Source organism: Olsenella profusa DSM 13989 (assembly GCF_030811115.1).
Classification (GTDB): Bacteria; Actinomycetota; Coriobacteriia; order Coriobacteriales; family Atopobiaceae; genus Olsenella_F; species Olsenella_F profusa.
Genome location: NZ_JAUSQK010000001.1, coordinates 675,234 through 698,290 on the forward strand (window position 1 = coordinate 675,234; position 23,057 = coordinate 698,290).

Sequence of the window (23,057 nt, forward strand, 5' to 3'; positions counted from 1 at the left end):
GAAGCGTGGTTTACCATGGTAGCAGGCAAGCAGGGGACAGGAGGGCCAGCGTGGGGCGGAAGATCTCGACACGGGTGACGTATCGCCCGTTTGCGCACGGGGACGAGCGTGCCCTGGCACGACTGTATGCACGGATCTGGCTTGCGGGCGAGGACGCCGACCGTGCCCGCACTACCAGCAGGTTCCTCGTCTCCCACTATCTGGCGGAGTCCACGCACGGCGTTGTGGCCGAGGCTGGTGGCACTGCGGTGGGCGCCGCGCTGCTGCGTGCGGGCGATGGGGCACGCCTGGGCAGCGGCGAGGACGCGCCGACGCGGCCCACCGATGCTTGTGCCATGGACCTCGACCTGGACGAGCTGCGCATGGCGCAGGACGTCTGGGACACCCATGCCCTGCGCGGAGCTGCACAGCTCACGCTGCTGATGGTCGATCCGGGGACGCATGGCCTGGGCGTGGGCCGCGAGCTTCTGGCCCGCGCACGCACGGTGATGCATGACGCCGGTGCCACCGACCTCTTCCTCATGACGGACGACAGCTGCGACACGGGGTTCTATGATCACATGGGACTCACGCGGCAGGTCATGCGCACGGGACCCCCCTCCATCTACCTCTATGACGGCAAGGTGGGGACGAAGCCCGTGGGGCGCCTTGCCCCCACGCCATCCGGTCGCATGCACCTGGGCAATGCCTTCTCCGCGCTCATGGCCTGGCTTGCCGCAAGGAGCCAGGGTGGCCGCATGGTCCTGCGCATAGAGGACCTCGACCCCCGTGCGCGGGATCCCCACGCCGCCGACCTCATCATGCGGGATCTCGACTGGCTGGGGCTCTCGTGGGACGAGGGCCCCTACCATCAGAGCCGGCGGGGCGACCTCTATCGCGACGCCATCGATCGCCTGCGGTCTCAGGGCCTCACCTATCCCTGCTTCTGCACCAGAAGCGAGCTCCATGCCGCAAGCGCCCCACATGCCTCCGACGGCACCTATGTGTACCAGGGAACCTGCAGGAAGCTCACGCCCAGGCAGGTCGCCGAGAGACGCAGGGTCCGTCCGCCCGCCGTACGCCTGCGCGTGCCGGATGAGGATGACCCCACCGGCACCATAGCCCTTGACGACCTCTGCTATGGGCCGCATGAGGAGACGCTCGCGCACGACTGCGGGGACTTCCTCGTCGAGCGTAGCGACGGTGTGATTGCCTACCAGCTTGCCGTGGTGGTCGATGACGGGCTCATGGGCGTGACGCAGGTCGTGCGTGGCAACGACCTTCTGGGGTCAAGCGCCCGCCAGGCCCATCTGGCGCGACTACTGGGCTTCGCTCCGCCCGCATATGGCCATGTTCCCCTGCTCATGGGCGCGGACGGGCGGCGGCTCTCCAAGCGCGACCATGACCTCGACCTGGGTGCCCTGCGCGCAGCGGGCGTCTCGCCGCGGCGCGTCGTGGGGCGCCTGGCCGCGCTGGTGGGACTTGCCGAGCCGGACGAGGAGGTCGACCCCGAGAAGCTGGTGGGACGCTTCTCATGGGAGACGCTGCGTGCTCACCGCACTAACGCGACGGTTGGGGATACGTTTCTGTTGTGAGCGGCGGGGTTATGGGGTATCATGCATGGGCACTACCTTGGAGAGCTGACCGAGAGGCCGAAGGTGCTCGCCTGCTAAGCGAGTATAGTCCCAAAGACTATCTGGGGTTCGAATCCCCAGCTCTCCGCCAGAGCATACTGCCCGGCTGGCTTGCCCGACCGGGTTTTACTTTCTGCTTGACAGTCCCCCTCGACACGTGGCACTATACCTTTTGCACGCGGCGTTACCTCAGCTGGATAGAGGGTCTGACTACGAATCAGAACGTCACAGGTTCGAATCCTGTACGCCGCACCATCTGCCGCAACGAGCCCCGCAAGGGGCTCTTCCTGTCTCTAGCTGTACCTGGCCACAACCTGTGGCCCAGCCTGATCCAGCCTTCGCTGTGGGCGCGATGCTTCTGGCATGTGGGTGCCTTTTGCGACATGTGGGTGCGATTCTCCCACGATGGCTTCCAGCGACCTGCGATTTTGTCGATGTCATCCGGGAGATTCGCACCCACATGCATCGATTGACACCCACAGGAAGCAAAAGGCACCCACACGAATGCAGTGACACCCACAGGCGTGACTCCGCACGCAGGACGGCACGCACGAAACCTTGCCCTATGATGGGGCGATCAGGTAGAAGGCCCATACGGCGACGGTCCGCCTGAGGACGGCAGGTTCCCGCTCGAGCTCCATGATGCGGCGCTCGTACTCCTGTCGCTCGCGGCAACGAATCTCGCGCTGTTTGACGATGGCCTCGCACTTCTCCCTCTTGAGGCGCTCCACCTGATTCCTATGTCACACCTGAGGGCATCAGTTCCCACGAGGCATCCCCTGCACTTGGCCTCTTTCCAGTGATCATGACATGCCCGATGCGCTTATGGCCACTGAGGCTCGAGGGCAGGCCCACCGAGGCAAGGGTGGCGCTTGGCGTCTCGCCCGCCTCGTATCAGCGCATGGCCCCTTCCTTGAACGCCTTGGAATAGGTGATGTACCGGGCCGAGACGTCATCGACCGCATCGAGTTCGATGAGCTCGACACGCTCTTCCGGCGTGAGCCGTCCATCCTTCATTGCCACCCCTGGGGTCGTTTGAGCCACGAGAAATCATATGGGGAAGACTGGGGAAGACGTTTCCCCCGGCCGCACACAGGGGTCATATGGGCATATCGAATGGTACTGGCGGCGTTCCACCTGCGCTCCCTCCCATCGGGGTGCCCATGGGACACGAGCGGATGGCATGCGCATGATCAGAACTGTGTCTATCGACCCTGGTGGTTGTAGAGAAGCTCCGCGAGATAGTCCTCGGCCCAACTGTACTCAGACATGTACCGGCCCTTGAACAGGCTCGTATGGCCCTCCCATAGGTAGCTATACAGGTCGCAGTCCACAAGGGAGGGGTTGATGCGACGCGAGCCACCATCCTTCTCGAGAATCGCCTGCACGCCATACTGCTCCAGCGTGCGGCTGAGGCGCATCGCCGCCTTGCGATAGCGCGCCATCGTGGTCTTGTTGACAGGCTCTTCGGGCCAGAGCGTGGAGGTTGCCTTGCGAGAGGTCACGAAGCCGCCGCGCCGGTTGACGATGAGGGCCAGCAGCTCTTTGGCAGACTCGTTCTTGAATGACACGGGCACGCCATCCACAAAGATGTCAAACAGCCCAAACGTATGGATGGAGACGTGCCTGCCCCCCAGTGGGTCATCCTCGCCAGATTCGAACGACAGAGGGGGTGACCCCAGTACGCCGGGGCGCACGGCAGGGACAAGCGACGCAGGAGGCTTCCCCGTCGTGGCAAGCGTCTTCAGCACATCAGCCACGATCGTGGGGTCGACGGACTCCATCCCGGGCACGGTGGCAAGAAACCTCTCCACCTGGCCCGCGTCCACGGTGGGAGGATCCGACGCATCGGTGGCAGCCGCACCAGCCTCTCGGCCCCGTGTCACGTCGGAGCTGACTTCGCCATCCGCCTTCCTGCCAGGGCAATCCTCGGGATCGGCAGAGCTTGAGGCAAGGCTGTCACACTCGACGTCCGTGACGGGCGCCTCGTTCCGGTCACGCACCACAAAGTACAGGCCGCCATCACCGACGGTGAGGAAGTTGCCACTGAACTTGCGAGAAAAGTCGCTCACCTTCCACTCGAAGTCGACGGGCTCCTCGAGGTCGGGCACGACCTTGCCATCACGGAAGTCGTGATACCGACGCGCCATGTCCGCCCGCGCCCCCAGGGGCCTGACGGACTCCCAATGCGCGGTACCATCGTCCAGATTGAGGTTGACGGATACGCTGGCGAAGACGCCCAGCTCGCTGGGCATACGCGTCCAGAGGCAGCGCAGGAAGGTGAGGTCCTTCTCGAACGAGAAGACCGCGAGCGCCTCTGAGGAGGCGTCGACGAGTCTGGCGAGCTCCCCGGTGCGCAGGGACTGCTCATCATCCGAGAAGAGGGAGCCCACGAAGCGATAGATGTCTTGGCCAGGCACCTCTCCCCTGATCTTGATGACCTTGCCGTCGAGGTCGACGCCAGTGGAGCCGATGCCGTACAGGTAGCCGCTCGCATGCGCCGTGCGGCTGGATTCGGTCACGTTGGCAAACGCGCGCCGCGTCATGCGCGCGATGGTATCAACGGGAAAGATGGAGAACAGGGGGCTGTGCATGCCAGGCGCACGCTCAGGCATGGTGCCCGTAAAGCCAAGGCTCTCGAGAACGTACTTGTTGAGGAAGATGAAGTGTCCGTTCTCGCCGATGGTGTACTCGGCAACCGCATAGGGAACAAGCCAGTCGATGAACTGGCGCACTCCGCCGAAGTATTCGTCATAGGTGGCTTGGCCCTTATAGTCGATGGTGTGAAAGTCCACGTGCAGAAGCATTGCCATGCGACCGTCGTGTGACGCTCTGGAGAGCCCACACACCATTGAGATGGAACGCAGGCCACCGTCATGGGTACGCAGACGGAGCTGCATGAGTTCGGATGCACCGGGTTCCATCGTGTCCAGCACACGGTTGACGTAGCTGCGGTCATCGACATGCACAAGCTCGTTCAGGGTGTGTCCACCATCTCGATATATGTCATGAAATTCGCCTTGTGAATACCCAAGGAGGGCGCAGAACGCCTCGTTCGCGTAGAGCACGCTCTTGGGTCCATCAAGACGCACGCACGCGACGGGCGTAGAGCAGTCATCCACCATCGATGGGGGAATATCCATACGAGCTGTCAGGCTCCCATCCTGTTCGCCAGTTGGCAAGATGCTCACTTCCCCTACATGTCCGGACGTGCACATACACATAACTAAATGAATTTATTAAAATCATAGGTATGAATGACTGTATCGATTATCGGTGGCACATGCCATTGGAAATGCAACTGCCACCACAACCAGGTATGAAAAATATTTGTCATACCTGGTTCATCCTTGAAGAAGCGCTGGACCTCGTGCCCGACAGACACCCGCAGCGCCCCATGATCGCCCACCTGACGCACCCTCCCAAGCGGAACGGCCCCACAGATGGCTCCTGTACGGTAGGAGACGCCTAGCGGTAGAGGCCCCTAAGCCGCTCCCAGGCGGGCATGGAGCTCACGATCGTCTCGTGGCTGACGCAATACCCCACGCGCACCCATCCCGAACAGCCAAAGCTGTCGGATGGAACGGGCAGCAGCTCCAGCTTCCGCGCCTGCTGGAAGAAGGCCTCCGCATCGGGCTCCAGCGCCTTGACCCACAGATAGAAGGCGCCCTGGGGCTCGATGTACTCGTAGCCCAGGCGAGAGAGCCCCTCCGTGAGGGTCGCGCGATTCCGGGCATAGGCCTCCACGTTGCCGGACACGCCCACGCAATCGGCCACGACGCGCTGAAAGAGCGCCGGGGCACACACAAAGCCCAGCTTGCGACCGGATCCCGCGACGGCAGGCAGCAGCTCGTCATGATCAGGGTTGGTTGTGGGAATCAGGATCCAGCCAATGCGCTCGCCCGGCAGGCTCAGGCTCTTGGAGTAGGAGTAGCACACGATGGTGCGCTCGTAGACGTCGGGCACCCAAGGAACCTCGGCACCATAGGTGATCTCGCGGTACGGCTCGTCGGCAATCAGATGCACCTGCGTGCCCAGGGCTCGTCCGCGCTTCTCGAGCACGGCGGCGAGCCGTGCCAGGTTGGCGGGCGAATACACGGAACCCACCGGGTTGTTGGGCGAGTTGATGAGCACGGCCTTGGTGCGGGGCGTCATGGCCGCGCGCACGGCCTCGCAGTCGATCTGGAACGTCACCTCATCTGCCATGACCTCGATGCAGGCAGCCCCTGCCATCTCGATCCACACGCGGTACTCCGGGAAGTACGGCGCGATCACGATGACCTCGTCACCGGGGTTGACGATGGCGTTGAGCGTGATGGAGAGCGACGCGGCGGCCCCACAGGTGAGGTAGAGGTCATCGGCGCCATAGCTTGTTCCAAAGCGACCGTTGAGCGAGCTGGCCACCGCATCGCGCACGAAGGGCAGGCCGTTTGCCGGGGTGTAGCCATGCAGCTCGACGGGCGGCAGCGCAAGGGAGCGCTCGATGGATGCGCGGACGGCATCGGGAGCGGGAATGGAGGGGTTGCCCAACGAGAAGTCGAAGACGTTCTGGGCGCCGATCTCCGCCTTGCGGGCGCTGCCATAGGCCGCGATCTCGCGAATGGATGACCTTGATGCGCCATAGGCGTAGCTCTGCCGGTTAATCCCGCTCGTCGTCATGGTCCGAGCTCCCTTCCGCGTTCTGATCCGACGTCGAGGGGGCCACGGCCGCCTCGGGATGCCGCAGGACGTACTCGTCCCAGGTGTCATCCAGCAGGGCGTCCACGACCTCACCCTCGACGGTCTCGTTTGCCAGCAGCACGCGCGCCATGGTGTCCATCTGGGCACGCCGCTCGCTCAGCACCCTGCGCGCCCGTCCGTGGGCCTCGCGCATGATGCGCTCCACCTCGTCATCGATGCGCTTGGCGGTCTCGGCTGACAGGTCGCGATGGTTGGTGTAGTCGCGTCCCAGGAAGACCTCGTGCTGCGCCTCGGCGAACACCTGGGCACCCAGCTCGTCGCTCATGCCATAGCGCGTGACCATCTCGCGCGCCATCTTGGTGGCGCGCTCGAGGTCGTTGCTCGCGCCGGTAGTGACGTCATCGCAGAAGAGCTCCTCGGCCGTACGGCCGCCCAGGAGCACGGAGATCTGGTCGAGCATGCCATCGCGCGTCTCCAGGAAGTGATCCTCCTCGGGAAGCTGCAGCGTATAGCCGAGCGCCTGCCCACGGCTGATGATCGAGATCTTGTGCACCGGGTCGCTGTTCTCCAGGATGTGGCCCACCAGGGCATGGCCGCTCTCGTGGTAGGCGATGGTGGTGCGCTCGCCCTCGGTCATCACGCGCGCCTTCTTCTGCGGGCCGGCGATGATGCGCTCCATGGCCTCCTCGACCTCGGCCATGGAGATGCTGTCCCTCTTGCGACGCGCTGCGAGCAGGGCCGCCTCGTTCATGAGATTGGCGAGCTCGGCGCCCGTAAAGCCGGGCGTGAGCTTGGCGATGCGCGCATAGTCGATATCGTCGCCCATACGCTTGCCCTTGGCATGCACGTACAGAATCCTCTCGCGCCCCCTGACGTCGGGACGGTCGACGGTGACGGTTCGATCGAAGCGACCGGGACGCAGAAGCGCCGGGTCGAGGATGTCCGGGCGGTTGGTGGCCGCGATGAGAATGACGGCCGAGTTGTCATCAAAGCCATCCATCTCCACCAGCAGCTGGTTGAGGGTCTGCTCGCGCTCGTCATGGCCACCACCGAGGCCGGCGCCACGCTGGCGCCCCACGGCATCGATCTCGTCGATGAAGACGATGGAGGGTGCGGACTCCTTGGCCTGCTTGAAGAGGTCGCGCACGCGGCTGGCACCAACGCCCACGAACATCTCCACGAAGTCGGAGCCCGAGATGGAGAAGAAGGGTACGCTCGCTTCGCCGGCAACGGCCTTGGCCAGCAGCGTCTTGCCTGTGCCCGGAGGGCCCACGAGCAGCACGCCGCGTGGGATGCGGGCACCCATGCGCTGGTAGCGGCTTGGCTCGCGCAGGAAGTCGCGAACCTCCTTGAGCTCCTCGACGGCTTCGTCCACACCAGCGACGTCCGCGAACTTTACCTTGGGGCGGCTCTCCTCGCTCGTGCGGGCCTTGGTGGCGCGGCCAAAGTTCATCGTTCGTCCGTTCTGCGCCTGCATCTGTCGCAGGAAGTACACCATCACGGCAACGACGATGAGCATGGGGATGGTGGTAGAGAGCAGGGAGCTCCAGAGGTCGGGCGACGTGTCCACCCTGAAGGTCACGGACGGGTTGGCGACCATGAGCGCCTGGAGGCTGTCGTCACCCACATAGGTGCTCTCGAAGTTGACGAGGGCCGCATCGTTACCCCGCGACTCATCGTCGCGCCAGTACGTGCCCGCAAGGCCGCCCGTCGAGACCCTATAGGTCACGTCATGCACGCGCCTATCGCGCGCTGCAGCAACAAACTCGCTGGTAGCAAGATTGTCGGTAGGCCGGTCGTTGGCAATGAGGCGCTGGGCCGCAGGCCACACGACGAGGGCGACAAGAAGGAGCGCCACGATGATGCCGACGGCAGGCCCGTGTGGGCCGCCCGATCCAGGGCCGTCCCCCAGCGCATCGTGCAGAGGCCGCCCGTTCCCCTTGCTGCTCTCGTTCTTATCCTGTGCGTTCTTGTCCTTTGACACCTAGCGAACTCCTCGTGCCGACCGGCGGCCTGCGCCGGTTCCTATTCGTATACCTCGGTCTTGAGCACGCCGACATAGGGTAGGTTGCGATAGCGCTCCGCATAGTCGAGCCCATAGCCCACGATGAACTCATTGGGCACGTGCGTTCCCACGTACCGCGGGCGCACGGCGGGCCTCTTGCCCTCAATGTCCTTGACCGCAAAGGTGGCGACATCGATGGAGGCGGGCCTGCGCGCCTGGAGCATGCCGATGAGGTAGCTGAGCGTGAGGCCCGAGTCCAGGATGTCCTCGGCGATGAGGACGTGACGGCCCTCGACCTTGGTGTCGAGGTCCTTCACGATGCGTACGACGCCGGAGCTCTTGACGCCGTCCCCATAGCTGCTCACGGCCATGAAATCCACGGAACAGGGGATGGTGATGGCGCGCACGAGGTCTGCCGTGAACACAAAGGCGCCGCGCAACACGGCAACGATCAGGGGGTTCTTGTCTGCGTAGTCCGCAGAGATCTGCACGCCGAGGCGCGTGACGATCCCCCTGATGTCGTCCTCGGAGAGGATGATCCTCTTGATGTCCGGATGAAGCTTCTCCATACGATGCCCCCATCAGCGTCCGTCGTGCCCCCGTGGGGGCGTCACCCCGTTTTCTGATCCCACTATCGTTAATTCTAGCAGCAGCTTTGTATGCGACTGACAACGAAAGCGCTCGTCTGCACGCACGCCCGCAACCCACACGACCGCCCCGGTGGGCGCCGTGCGCACCACGGGCACCAACGCCCTGCCCATCGCGGGAATCTGTGCCTCGCCCAGCAGGTCGGAGAGCTTCTTGGACTGTCCGTGCATGCCCAGGGGGCAGAACACGTCGCCCGGTGCGGGTCCGTCCACCCAGAGCCTTCCGGTACCGCCCTGGTCGAGGCCACAGGCAACGGCATCCAGCAGCACGGAGGCGCCACCCCATTCCAGTCCATGGGCCCTGGCGACGTCTGGCGCCTGGCCGCCCTGGGGAGGGGCCGCCAGGCGAGCCTGGAGCGTGCGGCCGTCCGCAAGCTCGAGCGACCCCGGAACGGGCAGCCACGCCGCAGGGGGCGCGGCGACCCCATCGTCCGCGCACGCATGCAGAAAGAGCAGGCCGTACTCCACGCGCGCATCCAGGCCCCGCGGCATGGATGCCGAGCCATGGCCGGCCCCCACCAGGGCGAGCACTCGCTCGATGTGGCGCGCCTCGAGACGAGCGTCCGGCACCAGCTCCAGCAGGGCACGCCGCACCACGCGCCGAGCAATGGCCACCTCACAGGCCCCCAGCCTGCGTGCGTCAAGCGCACGCAGGCCCTCGCCCTGGCGACGCACAAGCTCGCGATAGGCCTGGGCGGCAACGTGGGTGAGGTAGGCATCCTCCTCGGAGAGGATGTCCGACGTCGTGGACAGGGCGGAGACGACGGCGGGGTTCCTGCCACGCAGCAACGGCAGTATCTCATGACGGACATAGGAGCGCAGGTAGCGCGTGTCCTCGTTCGTGGCGTCCTCGCGCCAGGCGATTCCGCGCAGGCGCAGGATGCCACACAGCTCCTCGTGCGTGCTGTCAAGCAGGGGCCGCACGACACGGTTGCGCCGGCGGGGGATGGAGGACAGCCCCGCAGCGCCGGTGCCGCGTATGACGTTCATGAGAAACGTCTCCGCCCGATCGTCCGCCGTATGGGCCGTGAGGATGCGGGCGGCGGCGCGTGGCGTGCCCGCCTGGCATGAGAGCCCGTTGGCGAGCGCGGTGGCGGCACGATAGCGCACCTCGCGGCCCATGCTCTCCACGTTGGCGTTGCCGTCCTTGGCACGACGAGCCAGCTCGGGGACATTCACCCGCCGCACGGTGCAGGGGATGCCCAGCCGGGCGGCAAGGTCGCGCACGAAGCGCTCGTCACCGTCGGCCTCCTCCCCACGAATGCGGTGGTTGACGTGGAGCACGTGCAGGCGCTCGCGAGCGATGCGAGCGGGCCCACGGCCATCGTCTATGTCCAAGGTGGATGTGGCGGCCAGCACCAGGAGTGCCGTGGAATCGGCGCCGCCGGACACCATGAGCACCACGGGGGCACGACTCGTTGTGCCCCCGCGGCCGGACGCCCGCCCAAGGCGCTGCCTGCCCACGGCATATCTGCTCGTCACGCTTGTCATCCGCAGCCTCCCCTCACGATTCCGCCCCACAGCGCACCCGACGGGTGCGTCCGCGGCCTAGCGCTTGGCATGGATCCTCACGAGCTCCACGCACATGCTGGTGGCCAGGTCCATGCCCCCCACCGTTATGTGCTCGAGGGGCCCGTGGAAGCCATGGCCGCCGGCGCCCACGTTGGGGCAGGGCGGCCCACGGTCTGACAGCTGGCAGCCATCGGTGTCGCCGCGGATGACGGAGACCCCCCAGCTCGATGACGGCGCGGCACGCCGCCTCCTTGGCGTAGTCGATCGCATACGGGCAGTCCCTGATGACGGACTCCATGTTCTTGTGCTCGTCTCGGATGGTGAGGGTCACCATGCCGGCACCCCACCGCTCTCTCATGCACTTCTCGATGTGGCGCACCATGTCCACGTGCGCAACGACCCCCCGCTTGGGCTTGCCCTCCCTGCCCGGCGTCGCGGGAACCTTCGCGTAGACGAAGCAGTCATCGCCCAGCGTGACGTCCGTGACGCCCAGTCCCCCAAGCCCGTCCACCAGCTGGCGGGCGAGGTCGAACTGCTCGGGCGAGCTGGGGAAGCGGCCGGTGCTCTCCGCGTTGCTCGGCGTGCGAACGGTGACATACCTGAGTAGGCGCTCGTATGCTCGCAAGGATGCTCCTCGTCGTATGTGTCGTGCCGGAAGGGCACGGGTGGCGCGATCCCGGTTTCCATCGTAGGGTAGCATGTGGATGCCCGCGACGGCGGACGTCGGATCGACCCATTCGAGGGGAGCGGTGCCATGCAGCCTCGCATACACCTCTTTGTGCTGGCCAGTGGCTCCAAGGGCAACGCCGCCATCGTGGAGGGGCCCGGGGGCGGCGTACTGGTGGACTGTGGCATATCGTTCAGGGAGCTGGAACGCCGGGCCCAGCTGGTCGGGTGCGACCTGGGACGTGTGCGCGCCGTGCTCGTGACGCATGAGCATACCGACCACGTGTCGGGATTGCCGGTGCTGAGCAGGCGGCTCGATGCGGGACTCTTTGCCACGGCAGGCACGGTGGGGGGCAGGAAGTCCCTCGCAGGGGTGCCCTTCTCCCTCGTGAGGCACGACGAGACGCTCGCGCTTGCTGGCATGCAGCTGCGGCTCTTTCCCACCTCGCATGATGTGGCCGACCCGTTTGGCGTGCGCTTCTCGGTGCTGGACACGGAAGGCGCGACGGTGGATGCGGTGGGCTGGTGCACGGACACGGGCATGCTGACGGCCGAGGCGCTCGAGGCACTGCGAGGCACGCGCATCCTGGGACTTGAGGCGAACCACGACGTCGGCATGCTCGCCCATGGGCCCTATCCACCATTCCTACGGGAGCGCGTCGGCGGCGAGCGTGGGCACCTCTCTAACCGGCAGTGCGCCGAGGCGCTTCCGCTCCTGGTGGGAGACGAGACCGAGTCCGTGGTGGCACTGCACGTCTCACAGAGGAACAACACGCCCGGGACGTGCATCCGCACGCTGGCCGGCGCGCTTGATGCCGATGCCGTCGAGCCGGACGGTGGGGCGCTGGCAGAGGCCCACACGCGGGATGGCCACCTCTCGGTGTGCGTCGCCAGTCAGGACGCCCCGCTCGCCGTGTGGTAGCGAGCGGGGCGTCAGACGCAGAGGGGCCGCCCGCCATAGCGAACGACCCCGAGTCATAGCCAACCCCTCCGTGCGTCCGCACGGGTGCGAGTGACTAGTCGATGGAGATCTTGGTGACATTGACCTTCTCCTCCTGCTTGGGGACGGTAACCGTCAAAACACCGCCATCAAGCTTTGCGCTCAGTCCCGTGCTGGCCGCATCCTTGAGGTACACGCCGCGGGCCGCCTGCCACTCGCTGGTCTCCTTGTGCAGATAGTTCTTGTCCTTCTCCTCCGAGGATTCCTTCTTGTCCACCGAGATGGAGAGACGGCCCTCATTGAGCTCGACGTCCACCTGATCCTTGGTCACACCCGGAAGCTCGGCAGAGATCGCATAGTGATCCCCCGCGTCCTCGACGTCCATCTTGAAGGTGTCGGCGTCGCTCAGCACCGAGAGCGGAGAGCCAAAGAACGAGTCAAACGGATCGAACGCCCTGCGAAGGGCCCTCTCGTACCTGTCATAGGGAACCATGCCTGCCATAACGACCACTCCTTTGCAATCTGAGGCGCCCTTGCCCCGGGTGCTCCGACGCCTTGTCCGTACATTCTCATTTGTTCCCAGGATGGTCCTTTTTATACGTGAGGGCGCTCATTTCTTAGTTATTTGGACATAGCTAATCTAAGTTGGCATCACATAGATATTCCCACCGGGCGTCATTTGTTCTTTATGCTGCGACCGAATAAACCTATCGTGGTGGGCTATGATGGGGACGCGTTGAGAAGGACTGCGGCGATTCTGTCACATGCACTGGGGAGGTCTCATGGTCGAGGAGAAACCTGCAGGAAATGGGACATTCGAGACCCCTAACCCAGACCCTGCGCCCACGAGCGAGAGCCGCGCGCACGCCCGGCCATCCGCACCACCGAACACTCCCCCTCAAGAGGTGACTCGTTCGCGCGTGCAACCGGACTTCATGCGCCAGAGGGCTCCTCACGTCACACAAAGCGCCATCGATGACCTCGCCCAGGATGGCGCCTCCGTGGGTGAGTACACGCACGACTCCAACGTGGCCGTTCGGGGCGGCGCCTTCTCGGGAAGGCCCTACCGGAAGGCGCGCGGCGGCATGGGGCAGGTCAAGGGCAATCGCTACGGTCGCTATCTGGAGGTCCCCAAGGGCAAGCGCTCTATTTTCGAGTCGCCTGAGCGGGCCAGGCGCCGCCGCTCCCTCATCTCCACGGTCGCCGTCATCGTCTTCCTCGTGGCGGTGGTGCTCATCGTGTGGGTGCTCACGCACTCGGCCATGTAGCGTCACGTCACGCGCGGATCCTTGCCGGGCGATAGGCGGCTACAGCGGCTACATCCAGGGATCGCGCTCAAAGAGCGGCTCGTGGCGCGCAGGGCGGTCGGAGAACGGGTCGTAGCCATCGTCATCCTCGTTCTCTGCGCGCAGATAGGGGTTCGGGGGCTTCCGTGTCGACGGTGTCGCATGCGCCCCTGCAGGCGAGATTGCACGCGCCGGCCGCATCGTCCCCTGCCCGGGCTGCGCGTCATGCCCTGTGAGCCACTCACCCATACGTCCCCCCGAGGCCCTAGGCCGTGTACGTGTCATAGTAGGCGATCATGTCGCAGACGTTGCCCCCGTAGGGCGAGAGGTCCATGGAGGCGTAGAGCGCCTTGGGTGCGGCTGTCGCGGTCGCACGGGTGCCGCCGCCCTCATTGGCGATCTCCACCGTCCAACAGTAGTCGCCCATCTCGCCATAGGCACACACGAACTGCTGGCCAGAGGCGGTGACGCCTGACGGCAGCACGATGCTGCCCTGGTTGATGGAGCGCAGCTGCCCCGAGAGGCCGCACATCGCCACCAGCTGCTGCAGCGCGGCATCGGAGAGGCTCGCGGCATCTGACGGCAGGTCAGCCGCGGGGAACTCGAGGCGCAGGCCCGAGTAGGCCGTCCCACTGCGGAGCAGATCCTCCGTCCCGCCCTCGTCGAAGGCGAAGTCATGCGAATAGGGCGTGTCGGTGAGCACGATGGCGCCCTTGTCCGTTGAGCTGTAGAGCGCCTCGAGATGGCCCGAGCCATTGGTGTAGGAGCTGGCAATCGTGAAGCCCTGCTGGGAAAGGAAGTATGAGAGCTCGAGCGCGTTGCTCTGGTAGTAGTCGACGAGGTGATGGTAGTCGGTGGGGAGCACGGCAGACACCGTGATCGTGACCGTGGCGTCTCGGTTTGCCCTGGCACCCCCAGCGGGGTCGCAGGAGATGACCGTGCCACGTGGCTTGTCGGACGGCGCGTAGACGACCTGCGCCTTGAGCCCGGCATCCTTGATGGCCTTCGTCGCCTCGTCCTGGGTCTTGCCCACCACCTGCGGCACGGCAAAGGGCCTTGCCACGGTGAGCGTGACGGTGTCGCCGGAGCTGAAGGCGTTGCCCGTCTTGGGATCGACATCGATGACGGTGTTCTCCGGCTTGTCCGAGAGGACGAGCTGGACGGCTATGTTCTGGGCACCCGCCGCCATGAGGGTGGCCTTTGCGTCGTCGACGTTCTTGCCCAGCACATCGGGAATGGTGCGGGAGACTCCCACGTACACGGTCACGGGACTGCCCGCATCCATGCGACTCCCCGCGGGTGGGTTGGTCGACAGCGCGGTACCGGGGGCGTCATCCGTCGGCTGGCTCTCCACCGTGACAGAGAAGCCCTTTGCCTCGAGGGTGAGCTGAGCCTCGGCCTGCGACTGACCGCTGACGTCGGGAACGGTGCGACCGCCCCAGACCTCGAGGGCATAGGAGGCATACACCCCAACGCCCACAAGAAGCACAATCAGCACGGCGAGAATGACGGGCGCCGTACGGCTGGCGCGGGTCTTGGGCGCCGGGACATCCTGGTCGCCGGCGGCGCCGGAAGAAAGGTCGCCCGTAAGCGGCACGACGTCCGCATCGCCTGCGGGCGCGGGGTCGGGTCGCCCCCTGAAGTCAGCGGGAAGGGGCTTGAGCTGCGTCTGAGCCACCTCCGGACGGGAGTCCGCGGGCACGTGCCCTCTCGTGTGGGTCGTTGGGTCGACCTCGGGTGTGGGAGCGGTCCCTCCCCTGTCGCTGTCGTGAGGCATGGCCGCTCCTCTCATACTGGCGGGATTACGTTTGTGCTGCTAGCGCCATGCGGCGGCGAGTGTGCCCACCACAAGGATAGCACGGAGGCGCGCCGCGCCCAATCCCCCACGCCAAGCGACCTGCAATGGGCGAGGGGGTGCGGCCACGTGTGACCGCACCCCCTCGCCCCATGACGCTCAGGGCGGCGCAACGGCTACTCCATGCTGTCTGGCTCGATGGGCTCGTCATCCATCGGCACGGCCGCAGCGGCACGATCGCCAGCCTCGTCGTCGCGCACGGCAAACAGGCGGTCATCGGGACCCACGTCGATGCGCACGGTGTCGCCCTCGTGAAGCCTGCCGTCGATGATGAGGCTGGCCACGTTGTCAACCACCTGGCGCTGGATGAGGCGCTTGAGCGGACGCGCGCCATAGACGGGGTCGAGCCCGTCAAGCGAGAGCGTCTGGACGGCGGCACCGGAGAGCGTGAGCGTGATACGCTCGCGCGCAAGGCGCTTGCGCACGTCCCTGAGCTGGATGTCCACGATCTTCTCGATGTCGTCCAGGCTGAGCGCATGGAACACCACCACATCGTCGATGCGGTTGAGGAACTCCGGCTTGAAGGTCTGACGCAGGGCATCGTTGACCTGCTTCTGCACCTCCTCCGGATCGCTTGACGCATTGGCCCCGGCGATGAACTGGCTGCCCACGTTGGACGTCATGATGATGATGGTGTTCTTGAAGCTCACGATGCGCCCCTGGCCGTCGGTGAGGCGGCCGTCGTCCAGCACCTGCAGCATGATGTTGAAGACGTCGGGATGGGCCTTCTCCATCTCGTCCAGCAGGATCACGCTGTATGGCTTGCGCCGCACGGCCTCGGTGAGCTGGCCGCCCTCGTCGTAGCCAACGTAGCCGGGGGGCGCGCCGATGAGGCGCTGCACGGAGAACTTCTCCATGTACTCGGACATGTCGATGCGCACGAGGGCCCTCTCGTCATCGAACAGGCACTCCGCCAGCGCCTTGGCAAGCTCCGTCTTACCCACGCCGGTGGGTCCCAGGAAGAAGAAGCTACCCAGGGGGCGATTGGGATCGGAGAGCCCCGCGCGGCTGCGACGCACGGCGGCGGCCACGGCCTCGACGGCCTCGTTCTGTCCGATCACGCGCTTGTGCAGCTCTGCTTCGAGACTCTTGAGCTTGTCCATCTCACCCTGCATCATCTTGGAGACGGGGACGCCCGTCCACGTGGAGACGACCTCGGCAATCTCCTCGGGCGTGACCTCCTCCTTGAGGATGCCACCCTCATCCTGCCGGGACGCAAGCGCACGCTCCGCCTCGTCATACTGCCTCTGCAGCGTGGGGATGGTGGAATAGCGAAGCTCGGAGGCGCGGGCGAGGTCGCCGTCGCGGATTGCACGCTCGACCTCGGCCTTCGACTGCTCGATCTGGCCCTTGAGGTCCTGGACCACGTCCACGGCCCTCTTCTCGTTCTCCCAGTTGGCCTTCATGCCATCGAGCTTCTCGCGCGTGGTGGCAATCTCCTTGCGCAGCACCTCCAGGCGCTCCTTGGATGCGGCATCCTCCTCCTTCATGAGGGCCTGCTCCTCGATCTGCCTCTGCGTGAGCTCGCGATCGACGGCGTCTATCTCGGCGGGCATGGAGTCGAGCTCCATGCGCAGGCGGCTCGCAGCCTCATCCACGAGGTCGATGGCCTTGTCGGGCAGGAAGCGCTCGGAGATGTAGCGGTTGGAGAGGTCCGCGGCCGAGACCAGCGCGGCATCGGTGATGCGCACGCGGTGGTGCTGCTCGTACCTCTCCTTGAGTCCACGCAGGATGGAGACCGTCTCCTCCACCGTGGGCTCGCTGACCATGACGGTCTGGAAGCGGCGGGCAAGCGCCTGGTCCTTCTCGATGTACTTGCGATACTCATCCAGCGTGGTGGCACCGATGGCATGGAGCTCGCCACGGGCAAGGGCCGGCTTCAGGATATTGCCGGCATCCATGGAGCCCTCGGTGGCACCGGCGCCCACAATGTTGTGCAGCTCGTCGATGAACAGGATGATCCTGCCGCTGGACTTCTCCACCTCCTTGAGCACGCTCTTCAGTCGATCCTCGAACTCACCACGGTATTTGGCACCCGCCACCAGGGCAGACATGTCGAGTTCGACGATGTCCTTGTCCTTGATGGTGGAGGGGACGTCCCCCGCAACGATACGCTCGGCCAAGCCCTCGACGATGGCGGTCTTGCCCACGCCCGGCTCACCGATGAGCACGGGGTTGTTCTTGGTGCGACGAGAGAGCACCTGGATGGTGCGACGGATCTCCTCGACACGCCCGATGACCGGATCGAGCTTGCCTTGACGGGCGAGGTCGGTCACATTGCGGCCGTACTGCTCGAGGGACTCGAACTGGGTCTTCTGATCCTGGCTGGTCACACGCTCGTCGCCCCGCAGGTCGTCATAGGCCTCCTGCACCCGCTTGCCCGTGACGCCTGCGCCCTTGAGGGCGCTGCCGGCATCGCCGTGCTCGTCTGCCAGCGCGCACAGCAGGTGCTCGCTGGTCACATAGCTGTCCCCCATCTTGCTGGCAAGCTTCTCCGCCGCGTCACCCACGCGCGCAAGCTCGCTCGAGATGCCCATCTTCGTCATGTCGCCCGTGACCTTGGGCTGACGCGCGATGGTGTCATCCACCTGTGCCTCCACCTGCGCGGGATCGGCACCCACGCGCTCGATGATGGCGCGCAGGTTGCGCTCGTCCGAGGAGAGCAGGGCCTTGAGAAGGTGAATGGGCTTCACCTCGCCGGCCTCCGCATCCGCGGCAATGCTCAGTGACGACTGCAGCGCCTCCTGGGCCGTGACCGCCCACTTGTCAAACCTCATATGCATCACCCCTCTGGTGGGCCACGCACATGCGGGATGGCGGGGCCGCTGTCCTATCGAGGCGTATTGTTCCCGCCCACGTTGGGTCTATACGTAAATCTAAGCGCTTATATATAAGATTTTCTATGCCGTTTGCTGAAGACCACATGACGCTGCGGCAGCGCACGGACACCGGCGCCGGGGCACCACCCCTTTCCGCCCCATGCGTGTCCCTTGGGCCGTGTGGATGGCCGGGGTGTCGGGGCGACCTTGACGACCACGGACGTTCGCCGTCTCGCGCGGGCAGATGTGCTGCGCTAGAATACAGGCGACGTCACGGCCAACGAAACACACCACACCCGCACAAGGAGCCGCCGTGAGAGAGCCTGCCAACACAGCCCCCGCCCCGCCGTCGCGGAGCATGCCACGCCCAGACGCACGTCCCTGCCACGAGACGATTCTGGGCCGCTACCGCGTGATGGCCACCAGCGGAACGGGCGGCTTTGGCACCGTACTCACCTGCTGGGACACGCGCCTACAGCGTCGCGTGGCCATCAAGCGCATGCCCCTGGCAACGGCGGACGGATCGCCCCCCTCTCGCCAGATCATCGATGAGGCGCTGGCCGAGGCACGGACCTCAAGCCTGTTGGCACACCCCAACATCGTGACGGTATACGACTTTGAGGTTGACCGCGACTGGGCCTACCTCGTGATGGAATACGTCGATGGCCCCACCCTCACCGAGCTGCTGGCGCGCGTGGAGGGGGGCACCCTCACCAATGACGAGGTGGCCTTCTTGGTGGAGTCCGTGGGGGGCGCCGTTGCCCTTGCCCACGAGAATGGCGTCCTGCACCTGGACATCAAGCCCTCGAACATCATGTTCGAACGTACGGGCACCATCAAGATCTGCGACTTCGGCATGGCGACGCTTGCCTCGGCCACCGGCTATGGAGGCGCACGGGGCGGCACCGTAGGCTACATGCCTCCCGAGCAGCTGGAGGGCGGCATGGTGGACGAGCGTACTGACGTGTTTGCCCTGGCCGTGGTCTGTTGGCAGGCCCTGCTCGGAGAGAACCCCTTCCTGGCGCCCACGGCGCAGGAGTCGCTCACGCGCATGGAACGCGGTCCCCGCAAGTCCATCGACCGCATGGATCCCGAGATCAAGGGCATGGCAGCCGAGGCCATCATGCAAGGCGTCGACCCAAGTCCCGCGGGCCGCCCGCCATCGATCGAGGCGTTTTCCCATGAGGTGGCCTTTGGCCTGGGGGATGCCGGGGCTGGCGCCGCGTCCATACGGCACCTCCTGGAGCAGTATGCCAACGACGGGGAGGTGCCCGACAACGGCGAGGTGCGCAAGCGGCTCCCGCTCTCCTTTCGCTACCCCTGGCTCGAGGGTGCCGTCGCGCGCGGCCTGGCAGCGCTCACCTGTGCCATCCTGGCGCTCGAGACGACACGGATCCTGCTGGCCGGCAGTGGCACCGCCCAGGCGGTCACCTGCGTGCTCGCCGCTGGGGCATCGGCCGCATGGCCACCTCTCGCCTCGGTGCTCGCCATCGGCGGCGTGTGCGCCGCCGTGTTCGCCACGTCGGACTCGGTGGCATCCATCATGATGGGCGGCACTGTGCTGGTGCTGCTCGTGACATGGTGGGCCTACGCGGGGCGGGCGACCCAACTCACCTCCACGGCGCTTCTGCTGCCCGTATGCACGGGAACGCCCGCACTCGCCCCCTTCGTGGCGGCCTTCTCCGAGACGCCCGGCCATGCCATGCTCGTCTCCCTGGTATCCTGGCTGCTGGCACAGCTGACGCGCGACCTCATGGCGACGGGCTTCGTAGCCACCGCCACGCTGCCCCTCCTGGCCGGTCAGGTCCTCTCGCCAACGGGCCTCGCATCGCTTGCGTCCACTGCGGCCGGCGCCGGCCTCGGCTCGCTCATCACCCGCCGTGGCAGCGTGGGCGCGGGCATGGCGGCTCAGATCCTCTGCCTCGTCCTGGTGCCCGGGAGGCTCCTCGTGAGTGCGCTGGTGGAAAATGGCGGATTGTGGGGCGCTGAGAGCTGGGTCTCTCTCGGTCTTGGGGTACTCTTGTGTGTATTCTTGTGCATTGCGACCGCAGCCAGGGGTCCCATGTACCCTGACGAGGAGGCTGGACAGATCGATGAAGCTGCTTAAGACATTCGAGAGTCGCATGAGCGATGTCTTCGGCGAGGCTCCGCAGGGATTTACCGCACCATTTTCGCTGAAGAAGCTGGCAAAGCGTACCGTCCGCGAGATGGAGGGCGAGACGTTCGTGGTCGATGGCGTGGACACCGCGCCGGCGCTCTTCACGCTGCTGGTGTCCCCGACGGACGACACCGCACTTCGCCCGCTCTACTCCAAGCTCACCAAGGAGATCGTCTCGTTCGTGGAGGCCCAGGCCAAGGCGAGGAGCTACGTCTTCGTGGGAAGGCCACTCGCACGCTTCATGGTTGACCCATCGCTCCGTAGCGGCAGGTTCGCCGTGTTCGCGGAGAACGTTGACGCCCGCACGCTCACGCGCCTGCGTGACGAGGAGGAGGCGTTCCTCTCCAGTTCGCTGGGGCTCGGTGGCGCGGCGGCCGCGCCTCGCGACGGCGAGGGCGCCTCGGACTATCTGCGTTCGCACGCACGTTCGGAGCGGAGGCCTCGGACGATGCCTGCCGTCGCCGAGCCAAAGGACGATCAGGAGCCTCTGGAGCCGGCCGTCTCCCTGGACGATGACCCCTATGTGGCACCCGCGCCACAGGACGGCCTTGTGGACTTGGGCATAGATGCCGACGTCAGCAAGACGCCGATGGAGCGCGGCGAGGCATCTGACGCATCCGCGGGACTTGCCGTCCTGCCCAACGACGTGGTCCAGGATGCGCTGCAGGATCCCTATGACGACGCCTCTGGGGAGGGCGAGCCAGAGGAGCGGGCGCCCGAACCTGACGGTCTCCCTGGCGCGCCCGTGCGCCCGGCACGCCCGTCGCACCTCGCACCCCCGGCGGATTCCCACCCCGTGGCGGTGCCAGCGACACAGCGGCGCAACGTTCCCCTGGTCAATCAGCAGCGCCAGTCCCCCGTCGCCGGACGTGCCGCCGACGGCCCCTCATGCATGCTCGTTGACCACCAGACGGGGCGCACGTACCGCGGCGTCGCGCCAGAGACCATCGTCGGCCGTGAGCGCACGCCGGGGGGCATCGTCATCCATGACCCCAACGTCTCGCGACGCCATGCGGAGCTCTCCTATGATGGCCACAGCTGGCACATCCGTGACCTTGGATCAACCAATGGCACGCTTGTCAACGACGTGGACGTTGACGTCTGCACCCTCCGAGATGGCGACCTCATCACCCTCGGCCTCACCAACCTCGTGTTCCAGGAGGAGGCTCGATGATTGACCTTGCTCTCTTTGGTGGTCGTCTCGTCCTGGTCGTCATCCTCTTCCTGTTCCTGTTTGCCGTCATGCGCACAGGGGTGGGACTCGTGCACGGCCAGCGCAAGGACGCCGCCATCTGGTCGGTTGACGTGGAGAAGGGCGAACGTCGCCTGCGTGGCCTGCATGTGGACATGCTCGGCCCCGTGGTCATCGGCCGCTCCCCCTCCTCGGACATCGTCATCGACGAGCCCTACGTCTCCGCCACGCATGCCCGCTTCACCCTGCAGGGCCCCGCGCTGGTGCTCGAGGACCTCGGATCCACCAACGGAACCCTCGTCAACGGCCACGCGATCACCCAGCCCGTGACCCTGCGCGATGGCGACGAGGTGCAGGTGGGCGATGCCGTCATGCGCGTGAGCCGTCGATGAGGGGCTTCCCGATACATAGGGAGGACATCGAGGAGCTGCTCGGTGCCCGCACGGCACCCGAGCCCGTCCAGAGCCCGGGTCACGAGAGGGTCGTCGTCGAGGATCGCGAGGGCTCGGGCACCAAGAGCGGCAGCTCGGCCGCGCTCTCATGGGGAGCGCGCACCGACGTGGGTCTGGTGCGCGACCACAACGAGGACTCCTTCCTGGTGCAGCCACCCGTCTTTGCCGTGTGTGACGGCATGGGTGGCCATGCCGCGGGCGAGGTGGCAAGCTCCATCGCCGTCGAGACCATTGTCAGTCACGCGCCGCTCCATGCGGACGACGTGCTGCTGGGTGCCGCCGTGGAGGCCGCCAATGCCTCCGTGATCGATGGTGCGGCCCTGGGGGTCGGCAAGCCCGGCATGGGGTGCACGGCCTCCTGCGTGCTCATCGAACGTGGCAGGATGGCCATCGCCCATGTGGGTGACTCGCGTGTCTACCTGCTGCACCAGGGGACGCTCGTGCGCCTCACGCACGACCACTCCTACGTCGAGGAGCTCGTGGATGCGGGCGAGATAACGGCCGACGAGGCCCGCGTCCACCCCTCCCGCTCCGTCATCACCCGTGCCCTGGGCAACGACCCCGACATGTACGCCGACCACTTCCTGCTCGACGTCATGCACGGCGACCGCATCATCGTGTGCTCCGACGGCCTCTCCTCCATGATCGAGGACTCCCGGATAGAGGCGCTCTCCTGCTCCACCGCAACGCCCCAGGCGGCGGCAGACGCCCTGGTGGCGGCGGCGCTCAAGGCCGGTGGCTCGGACAACGTGACCGTCGTGGTCGTGGACGTGCTGGATGACGGGACGTTCGACCGTCATCGCTTAAGGCGCAGGCGCATCGCCGTCACCGCTGCCATCGTGGCCGCCGCACTCGTGGGCGCCCTTGCCCTCGGGATCGGGCTCTTCGTGAACAGCTCCTGGTACCTCGCAGACAATGCCGGCACCGTGGGCATCTACCATGGCGTCAACGGCAGCTTCCTGGGGATTCCCCTCTCGCAGCTCGACGAGACGACCTCCGTGCAGACAAAGGACCTCCCCGCACCCGTGCAGGAGAGCCTCTCCGAGGGGCTGACCGTCTCCAGCGAGAGCGAGGCACACGACACCGTGGAGAACTACCGCGACCAAATAGATGCCGACAAGAGCGCTGCCGCCGTGGCGGCCAACCGTTCGACCACGGGCACCGACACATCGGCGGACAGACCGGCGACGCCGGAGAGCTCCGACGGCGCACGACCGGGTGGTGAATAGCGT

19 protein-coding genes and 2 tRNA genes are annotated in these 23,057 nt (G+C 65.7%); 9 read left to right on the forward strand and 12 right to left on the reverse strand.

Annotated features, from left to right (window positions below; translation table 11 throughout):
• The first annotated feature begins 50 nt into the window (after positions 1–50).
• The 3 genes from gluQRS to J2S71_RS03085 all read left to right on the forward strand — a co-directional run bounded on the left by gluQRS (position 51) and on the right by J2S71_RS03085 (position 1,868).
• Positions 51–1,574 carry a tRNA glutamyl-Q(34) synthetase GluQRS gene (gene gluQRS, locus J2S71_RS03075; protein WP_307388697.1) on the forward strand — a complete coding sequence of 508 codons (1,524 nt, stop codon included), beginning with the start codon at positions 51–53 and terminating at the stop codon, positions 1,572–1,574.
• A 39-nt stretch (positions 1,575–1,613) separates the two neighbouring features.
• Positions 1,614–1,704, forward strand: a tRNA-Ser gene (locus J2S71_RS03080).
• An 87-nt stretch (positions 1,705–1,791) separates the two neighbouring features.
• A tRNA-Arg gene (locus tag J2S71_RS03085) sits at positions 1,792–1,868 on the forward strand.
• A 308-nt stretch (positions 1,869–2,176) separates the two neighbouring features.
• Here the strand turns inward: J2S71_RS03085 and J2S71_RS03090 are convergent.
• From J2S71_RS03090 to J2S71_RS03125, 8 genes are all read right to left on the reverse strand, one after another.
• Positions 2,177–2,344: a hypothetical protein gene (locus J2S71_RS03090; protein WP_307388699.1), complete on the reverse strand. Its 168-nt coding sequence runs from the start codon at positions 2,342–2,344 to the stop codon at positions 2,177–2,179.
• Positions 2,345–2,507: 163 nt separating this feature from the next.
• Positions 2,508–2,630 (reverse strand): hypothetical protein, encoded by a 123-nt coding sequence (locus tag J2S71_RS03095; RefSeq protein ID WP_307388700.1) that lies wholly within the window; start codon positions 2,628–2,630, stop codon positions 2,508–2,510.
• A 188-nt stretch (positions 2,631–2,818) separates the two neighbouring features.
• Positions 2,819–4,837 (reverse strand): PAS domain-containing protein, encoded by a 2,019-nt coding sequence (locus J2S71_RS03100; RefSeq protein WP_307388701.1) that lies wholly within the window; start codon positions 4,835–4,837, stop codon positions 2,819–2,821.
• 244 nt (positions 4,838–5,081) lie between these two features.
• Positions 5,082–6,272, reverse strand: a complete 1,191-nt coding sequence (locus J2S71_RS03105; RefSeq protein ID WP_307388702.1) for a pyridoxal phosphate-dependent aminotransferase — start codon at positions 6,270–6,272, stop codon at positions 5,082–5,084.
• Positions 6,253–8,277, reverse strand: coding sequence for an ATP-dependent zinc metalloprotease FtsH (gene ftsH / locus J2S71_RS03110; RefSeq protein ID WP_021727331.1), 2,025 nt, complete (start codon positions 8,275–8,277; stop codon positions 6,253–6,255). Before ftsH ends, J2S71_RS03105 begins: the two co-directional genes overlap by 20 nt.
• Positions 8,278–8,318: 41 nt before the next feature.
• Positions 8,319–8,867 (reverse strand): hypoxanthine phosphoribosyltransferase, encoded by a 549-nt coding sequence (gene hpt / locus J2S71_RS03115; protein WP_307388706.1) that lies wholly within the window; start codon positions 8,865–8,867, stop codon positions 8,319–8,321.
• Between the two features lie 12 nt (positions 8,868–8,879).
• On the reverse strand, positions 8,880–10,436 hold the full coding sequence (gene tilS, locus J2S71_RS03120; protein WP_307388707.1) for a tRNA lysidine(34) synthetase TilS: 1,557 nt from the start codon (positions 10,434–10,436) through the stop codon (positions 8,880–8,882).
• A gap of 13 nt (positions 10,437–10,449) precedes the next feature.
• Complete coding sequence (locus tag J2S71_RS03125; protein WP_307388709.1) at positions 10,450–11,082, reverse strand: hypothetical protein; 633 nt, start codon at positions 11,080–11,082, stop codon at positions 10,450–10,452.
• A 129-nt stretch (positions 11,083–11,211) separates the two neighbouring features.
• On the opposite strand from J2S71_RS03125, the gene J2S71_RS03130 reads away from it, so the two are divergent.
• Positions 11,212–12,045, forward strand: coding sequence for an MBL fold metallo-hydrolase (locus J2S71_RS03130; protein ID WP_307388711.1), 834 nt, complete (start codon positions 11,212–11,214; stop codon positions 12,043–12,045).
• Between the two features lie 94 nt (positions 12,046–12,139).
• Here J2S71_RS03130 and J2S71_RS03135 read toward each other — a convergent pair whose 3' ends face one another.
• Positions 12,140–12,565, reverse strand: coding sequence for an Hsp20/alpha crystallin family protein (locus J2S71_RS03135; RefSeq protein ID WP_307388712.1), 426 nt, complete (start codon positions 12,563–12,565; stop codon positions 12,140–12,142).
• Between the two features lie 433 nt (positions 12,566–12,998).
• Here J2S71_RS03135 and J2S71_RS03140 point away from each other — a divergent pair, with 433 nt between their 5' ends.
• The gene (locus J2S71_RS03140; RefSeq protein WP_307388714.1) at positions 12,999–13,331 is read left to right on the forward strand and encodes a hypothetical protein; all 333 of its coding nucleotides are present in this window, start codon (positions 12,999–13,001) and stop codon (positions 13,329–13,331) included.
• Positions 13,332–13,379: 48 nt separating this feature from the next.
• Here the strand turns inward: J2S71_RS03140 and J2S71_RS03145 are convergent, their stop codons facing one another.
• The 3 genes from J2S71_RS03145 to clpB form a co-directional block, all read right to left on the reverse strand.
• Positions 13,380–13,598 (reverse strand): hypothetical protein, encoded by a 219-nt coding sequence (locus tag J2S71_RS03145; protein WP_307388716.1) that lies wholly within the window; start codon positions 13,596–13,598, stop codon positions 13,380–13,382.
• 16 nt (positions 13,599–13,614) lie between these two features.
• Positions 13,615–15,126 (reverse strand): PASTA domain-containing protein, encoded by a 1,512-nt coding sequence (locus J2S71_RS03150; protein WP_307388717.1) that lies wholly within the window; start codon positions 15,124–15,126, stop codon positions 13,615–13,617.
• A 194-nt stretch (positions 15,127–15,320) separates the two neighbouring features.
• Positions 15,321–17,981 carry an ATP-dependent chaperone ClpB gene (gene clpB, locus J2S71_RS03155; protein ID WP_021726930.1) on the reverse strand — a complete coding sequence of 887 codons (2,661 nt, stop codon included), beginning with the start codon at positions 17,979–17,981 and terminating at the stop codon, positions 15,321–15,323.
• A gap of 400 nt (positions 17,982–18,381) precedes the next feature.
• Between clpB and J2S71_RS03160 the strand changes: the two genes are divergently transcribed.
• The 4 genes from J2S71_RS03160 to J2S71_RS03175 are packed head-to-tail and all read left to right on the forward strand — an operon-like array spanning position 18,382 to position 23,054.
• A complete protein-coding gene (locus tag J2S71_RS03160) occupies positions 18,382–20,130 on the forward strand; it encodes a serine/threonine-protein kinase (RefSeq protein WP_307388719.1) in 1,749 nt (582 codons plus the stop codon).
• Complete coding sequence (locus J2S71_RS03165; protein ID WP_021726931.1) at positions 20,117–21,355, forward strand: DUF3662 and FHA domain-containing protein; 1,239 nt, start codon at positions 20,117–20,119, stop codon at positions 21,353–21,355. Before J2S71_RS03160 ends, J2S71_RS03165 begins: the two co-directional genes overlap by 14 nt.
• Positions 21,352–21,765: an FHA domain-containing protein gene (locus J2S71_RS03170; protein WP_021726929.1), complete on the forward strand. Its 414-nt coding sequence runs from the start codon at positions 21,352–21,354 to the stop codon at positions 21,763–21,765. The genes J2S71_RS03165 and J2S71_RS03170 overlap by 4 nt, the downstream gene beginning before the upstream one ends.
• Positions 21,762–23,054: a Stp1/IreP family PP2C-type Ser/Thr phosphatase gene (locus J2S71_RS03175; RefSeq protein WP_307388721.1), complete on the forward strand. Its 1,293-nt coding sequence runs from the start codon at positions 21,762–21,764 to the stop codon at positions 23,052–23,054. The genes J2S71_RS03170 and J2S71_RS03175 overlap by 4 nt, the downstream gene beginning before the upstream one ends.
• The last annotated feature ends 3 nt before the right edge of the window (positions 23,055–23,057 follow it).

Bases quoted from the DNA above. Each gene is read 5' to 3' on its own strand.
- J2S71_RS03095 (WP_307388700.1), bottom strand. From the start codon at position 2,630: ATGAAGGATGGACGGCTCACGCCGGAAGAGCGTGTCGAGCTCATCGAA.
- J2S71_RS03100 (WP_307388701.1), bottom strand. From the start codon at position 4,837: ATGTGTATGTGCACGTCCGGACATGTAGGGGAAGTGAGCATCTTGCCA.
- J2S71_RS03105 (WP_307388702.1), bottom strand. From the start codon at position 6,272: ATGACGACGAGCGGGATTAACCGGCAGAGCTACGCCTATGGCGCATCA.
- hpt (WP_307388706.1), bottom strand. From the start codon at position 8,867: ATGGAGAAGCTTCATCCGGACATCAAGAGGATCATCCTCTCCGAGGAC.
- tilS (WP_307388707.1), bottom strand. From the start codon at position 10,436: ATGACAAGCGTGACGAGCAGATATGCCGTGGGCAGGCAGCGCCTTGGG.
- J2S71_RS03130 (WP_307388711.1), top strand. From the start codon at position 11,212: ATGCAGCCTCGCATACACCTCTTTGTGCTGGCCAGTGGCTCCAAGGGC.
- J2S71_RS03135 (WP_307388712.1), bottom strand. From the start codon at position 12,565: ATGGCAGGCATGGTTCCCTATGACAGGTACGAGAGGGCCCTTCGCAGG.
- J2S71_RS03140 (WP_307388714.1), top strand. From the start codon at position 12,999: ATGCGCCAGAGGGCTCCTCACGTCACACAAAGCGCCATCGATGACCTC.
- J2S71_RS03145 (WP_307388716.1), bottom strand. From the start codon at position 13,598: ATGGGTGAGTGGCTCACAGGGCATGACGCGCAGCCCGGGCAGGGGACG.
- J2S71_RS03150 (WP_307388717.1), bottom strand. From the start codon at position 15,126: ATGCCTCACGACAGCGACAGGGGAGGGACCGCTCCCACACCCGAGGTC.
- clpB (WP_021726930.1), bottom strand. From the start codon at position 17,981: ATGAGGTTTGACAAGTGGGCGGTCACGGCCCAGGAGGCGCTGCAGTCG.
- J2S71_RS03160 (WP_307388719.1), top strand. From the start codon at position 18,382: ATGCCACGCCCAGACGCACGTCCCTGCCACGAGACGATTCTGGGCCGC.
- J2S71_RS03165 (WP_021726931.1), top strand. From the start codon at position 20,117: ATGAAGCTGCTTAAGACATTCGAGAGTCGCATGAGCGATGTCTTCGGC.
- J2S71_RS03170 (WP_021726929.1), top strand. From the start codon at position 21,352: ATGATTGACCTTGCTCTCTTTGGTGGTCGTCTCGTCCTGGTCGTCATC.
- J2S71_RS03175 (WP_307388721.1), top strand. From the start codon at position 21,762: ATGAGGGGCTTCCCGATACATAGGGAGGACATCGAGGAGCTGCTCGGT.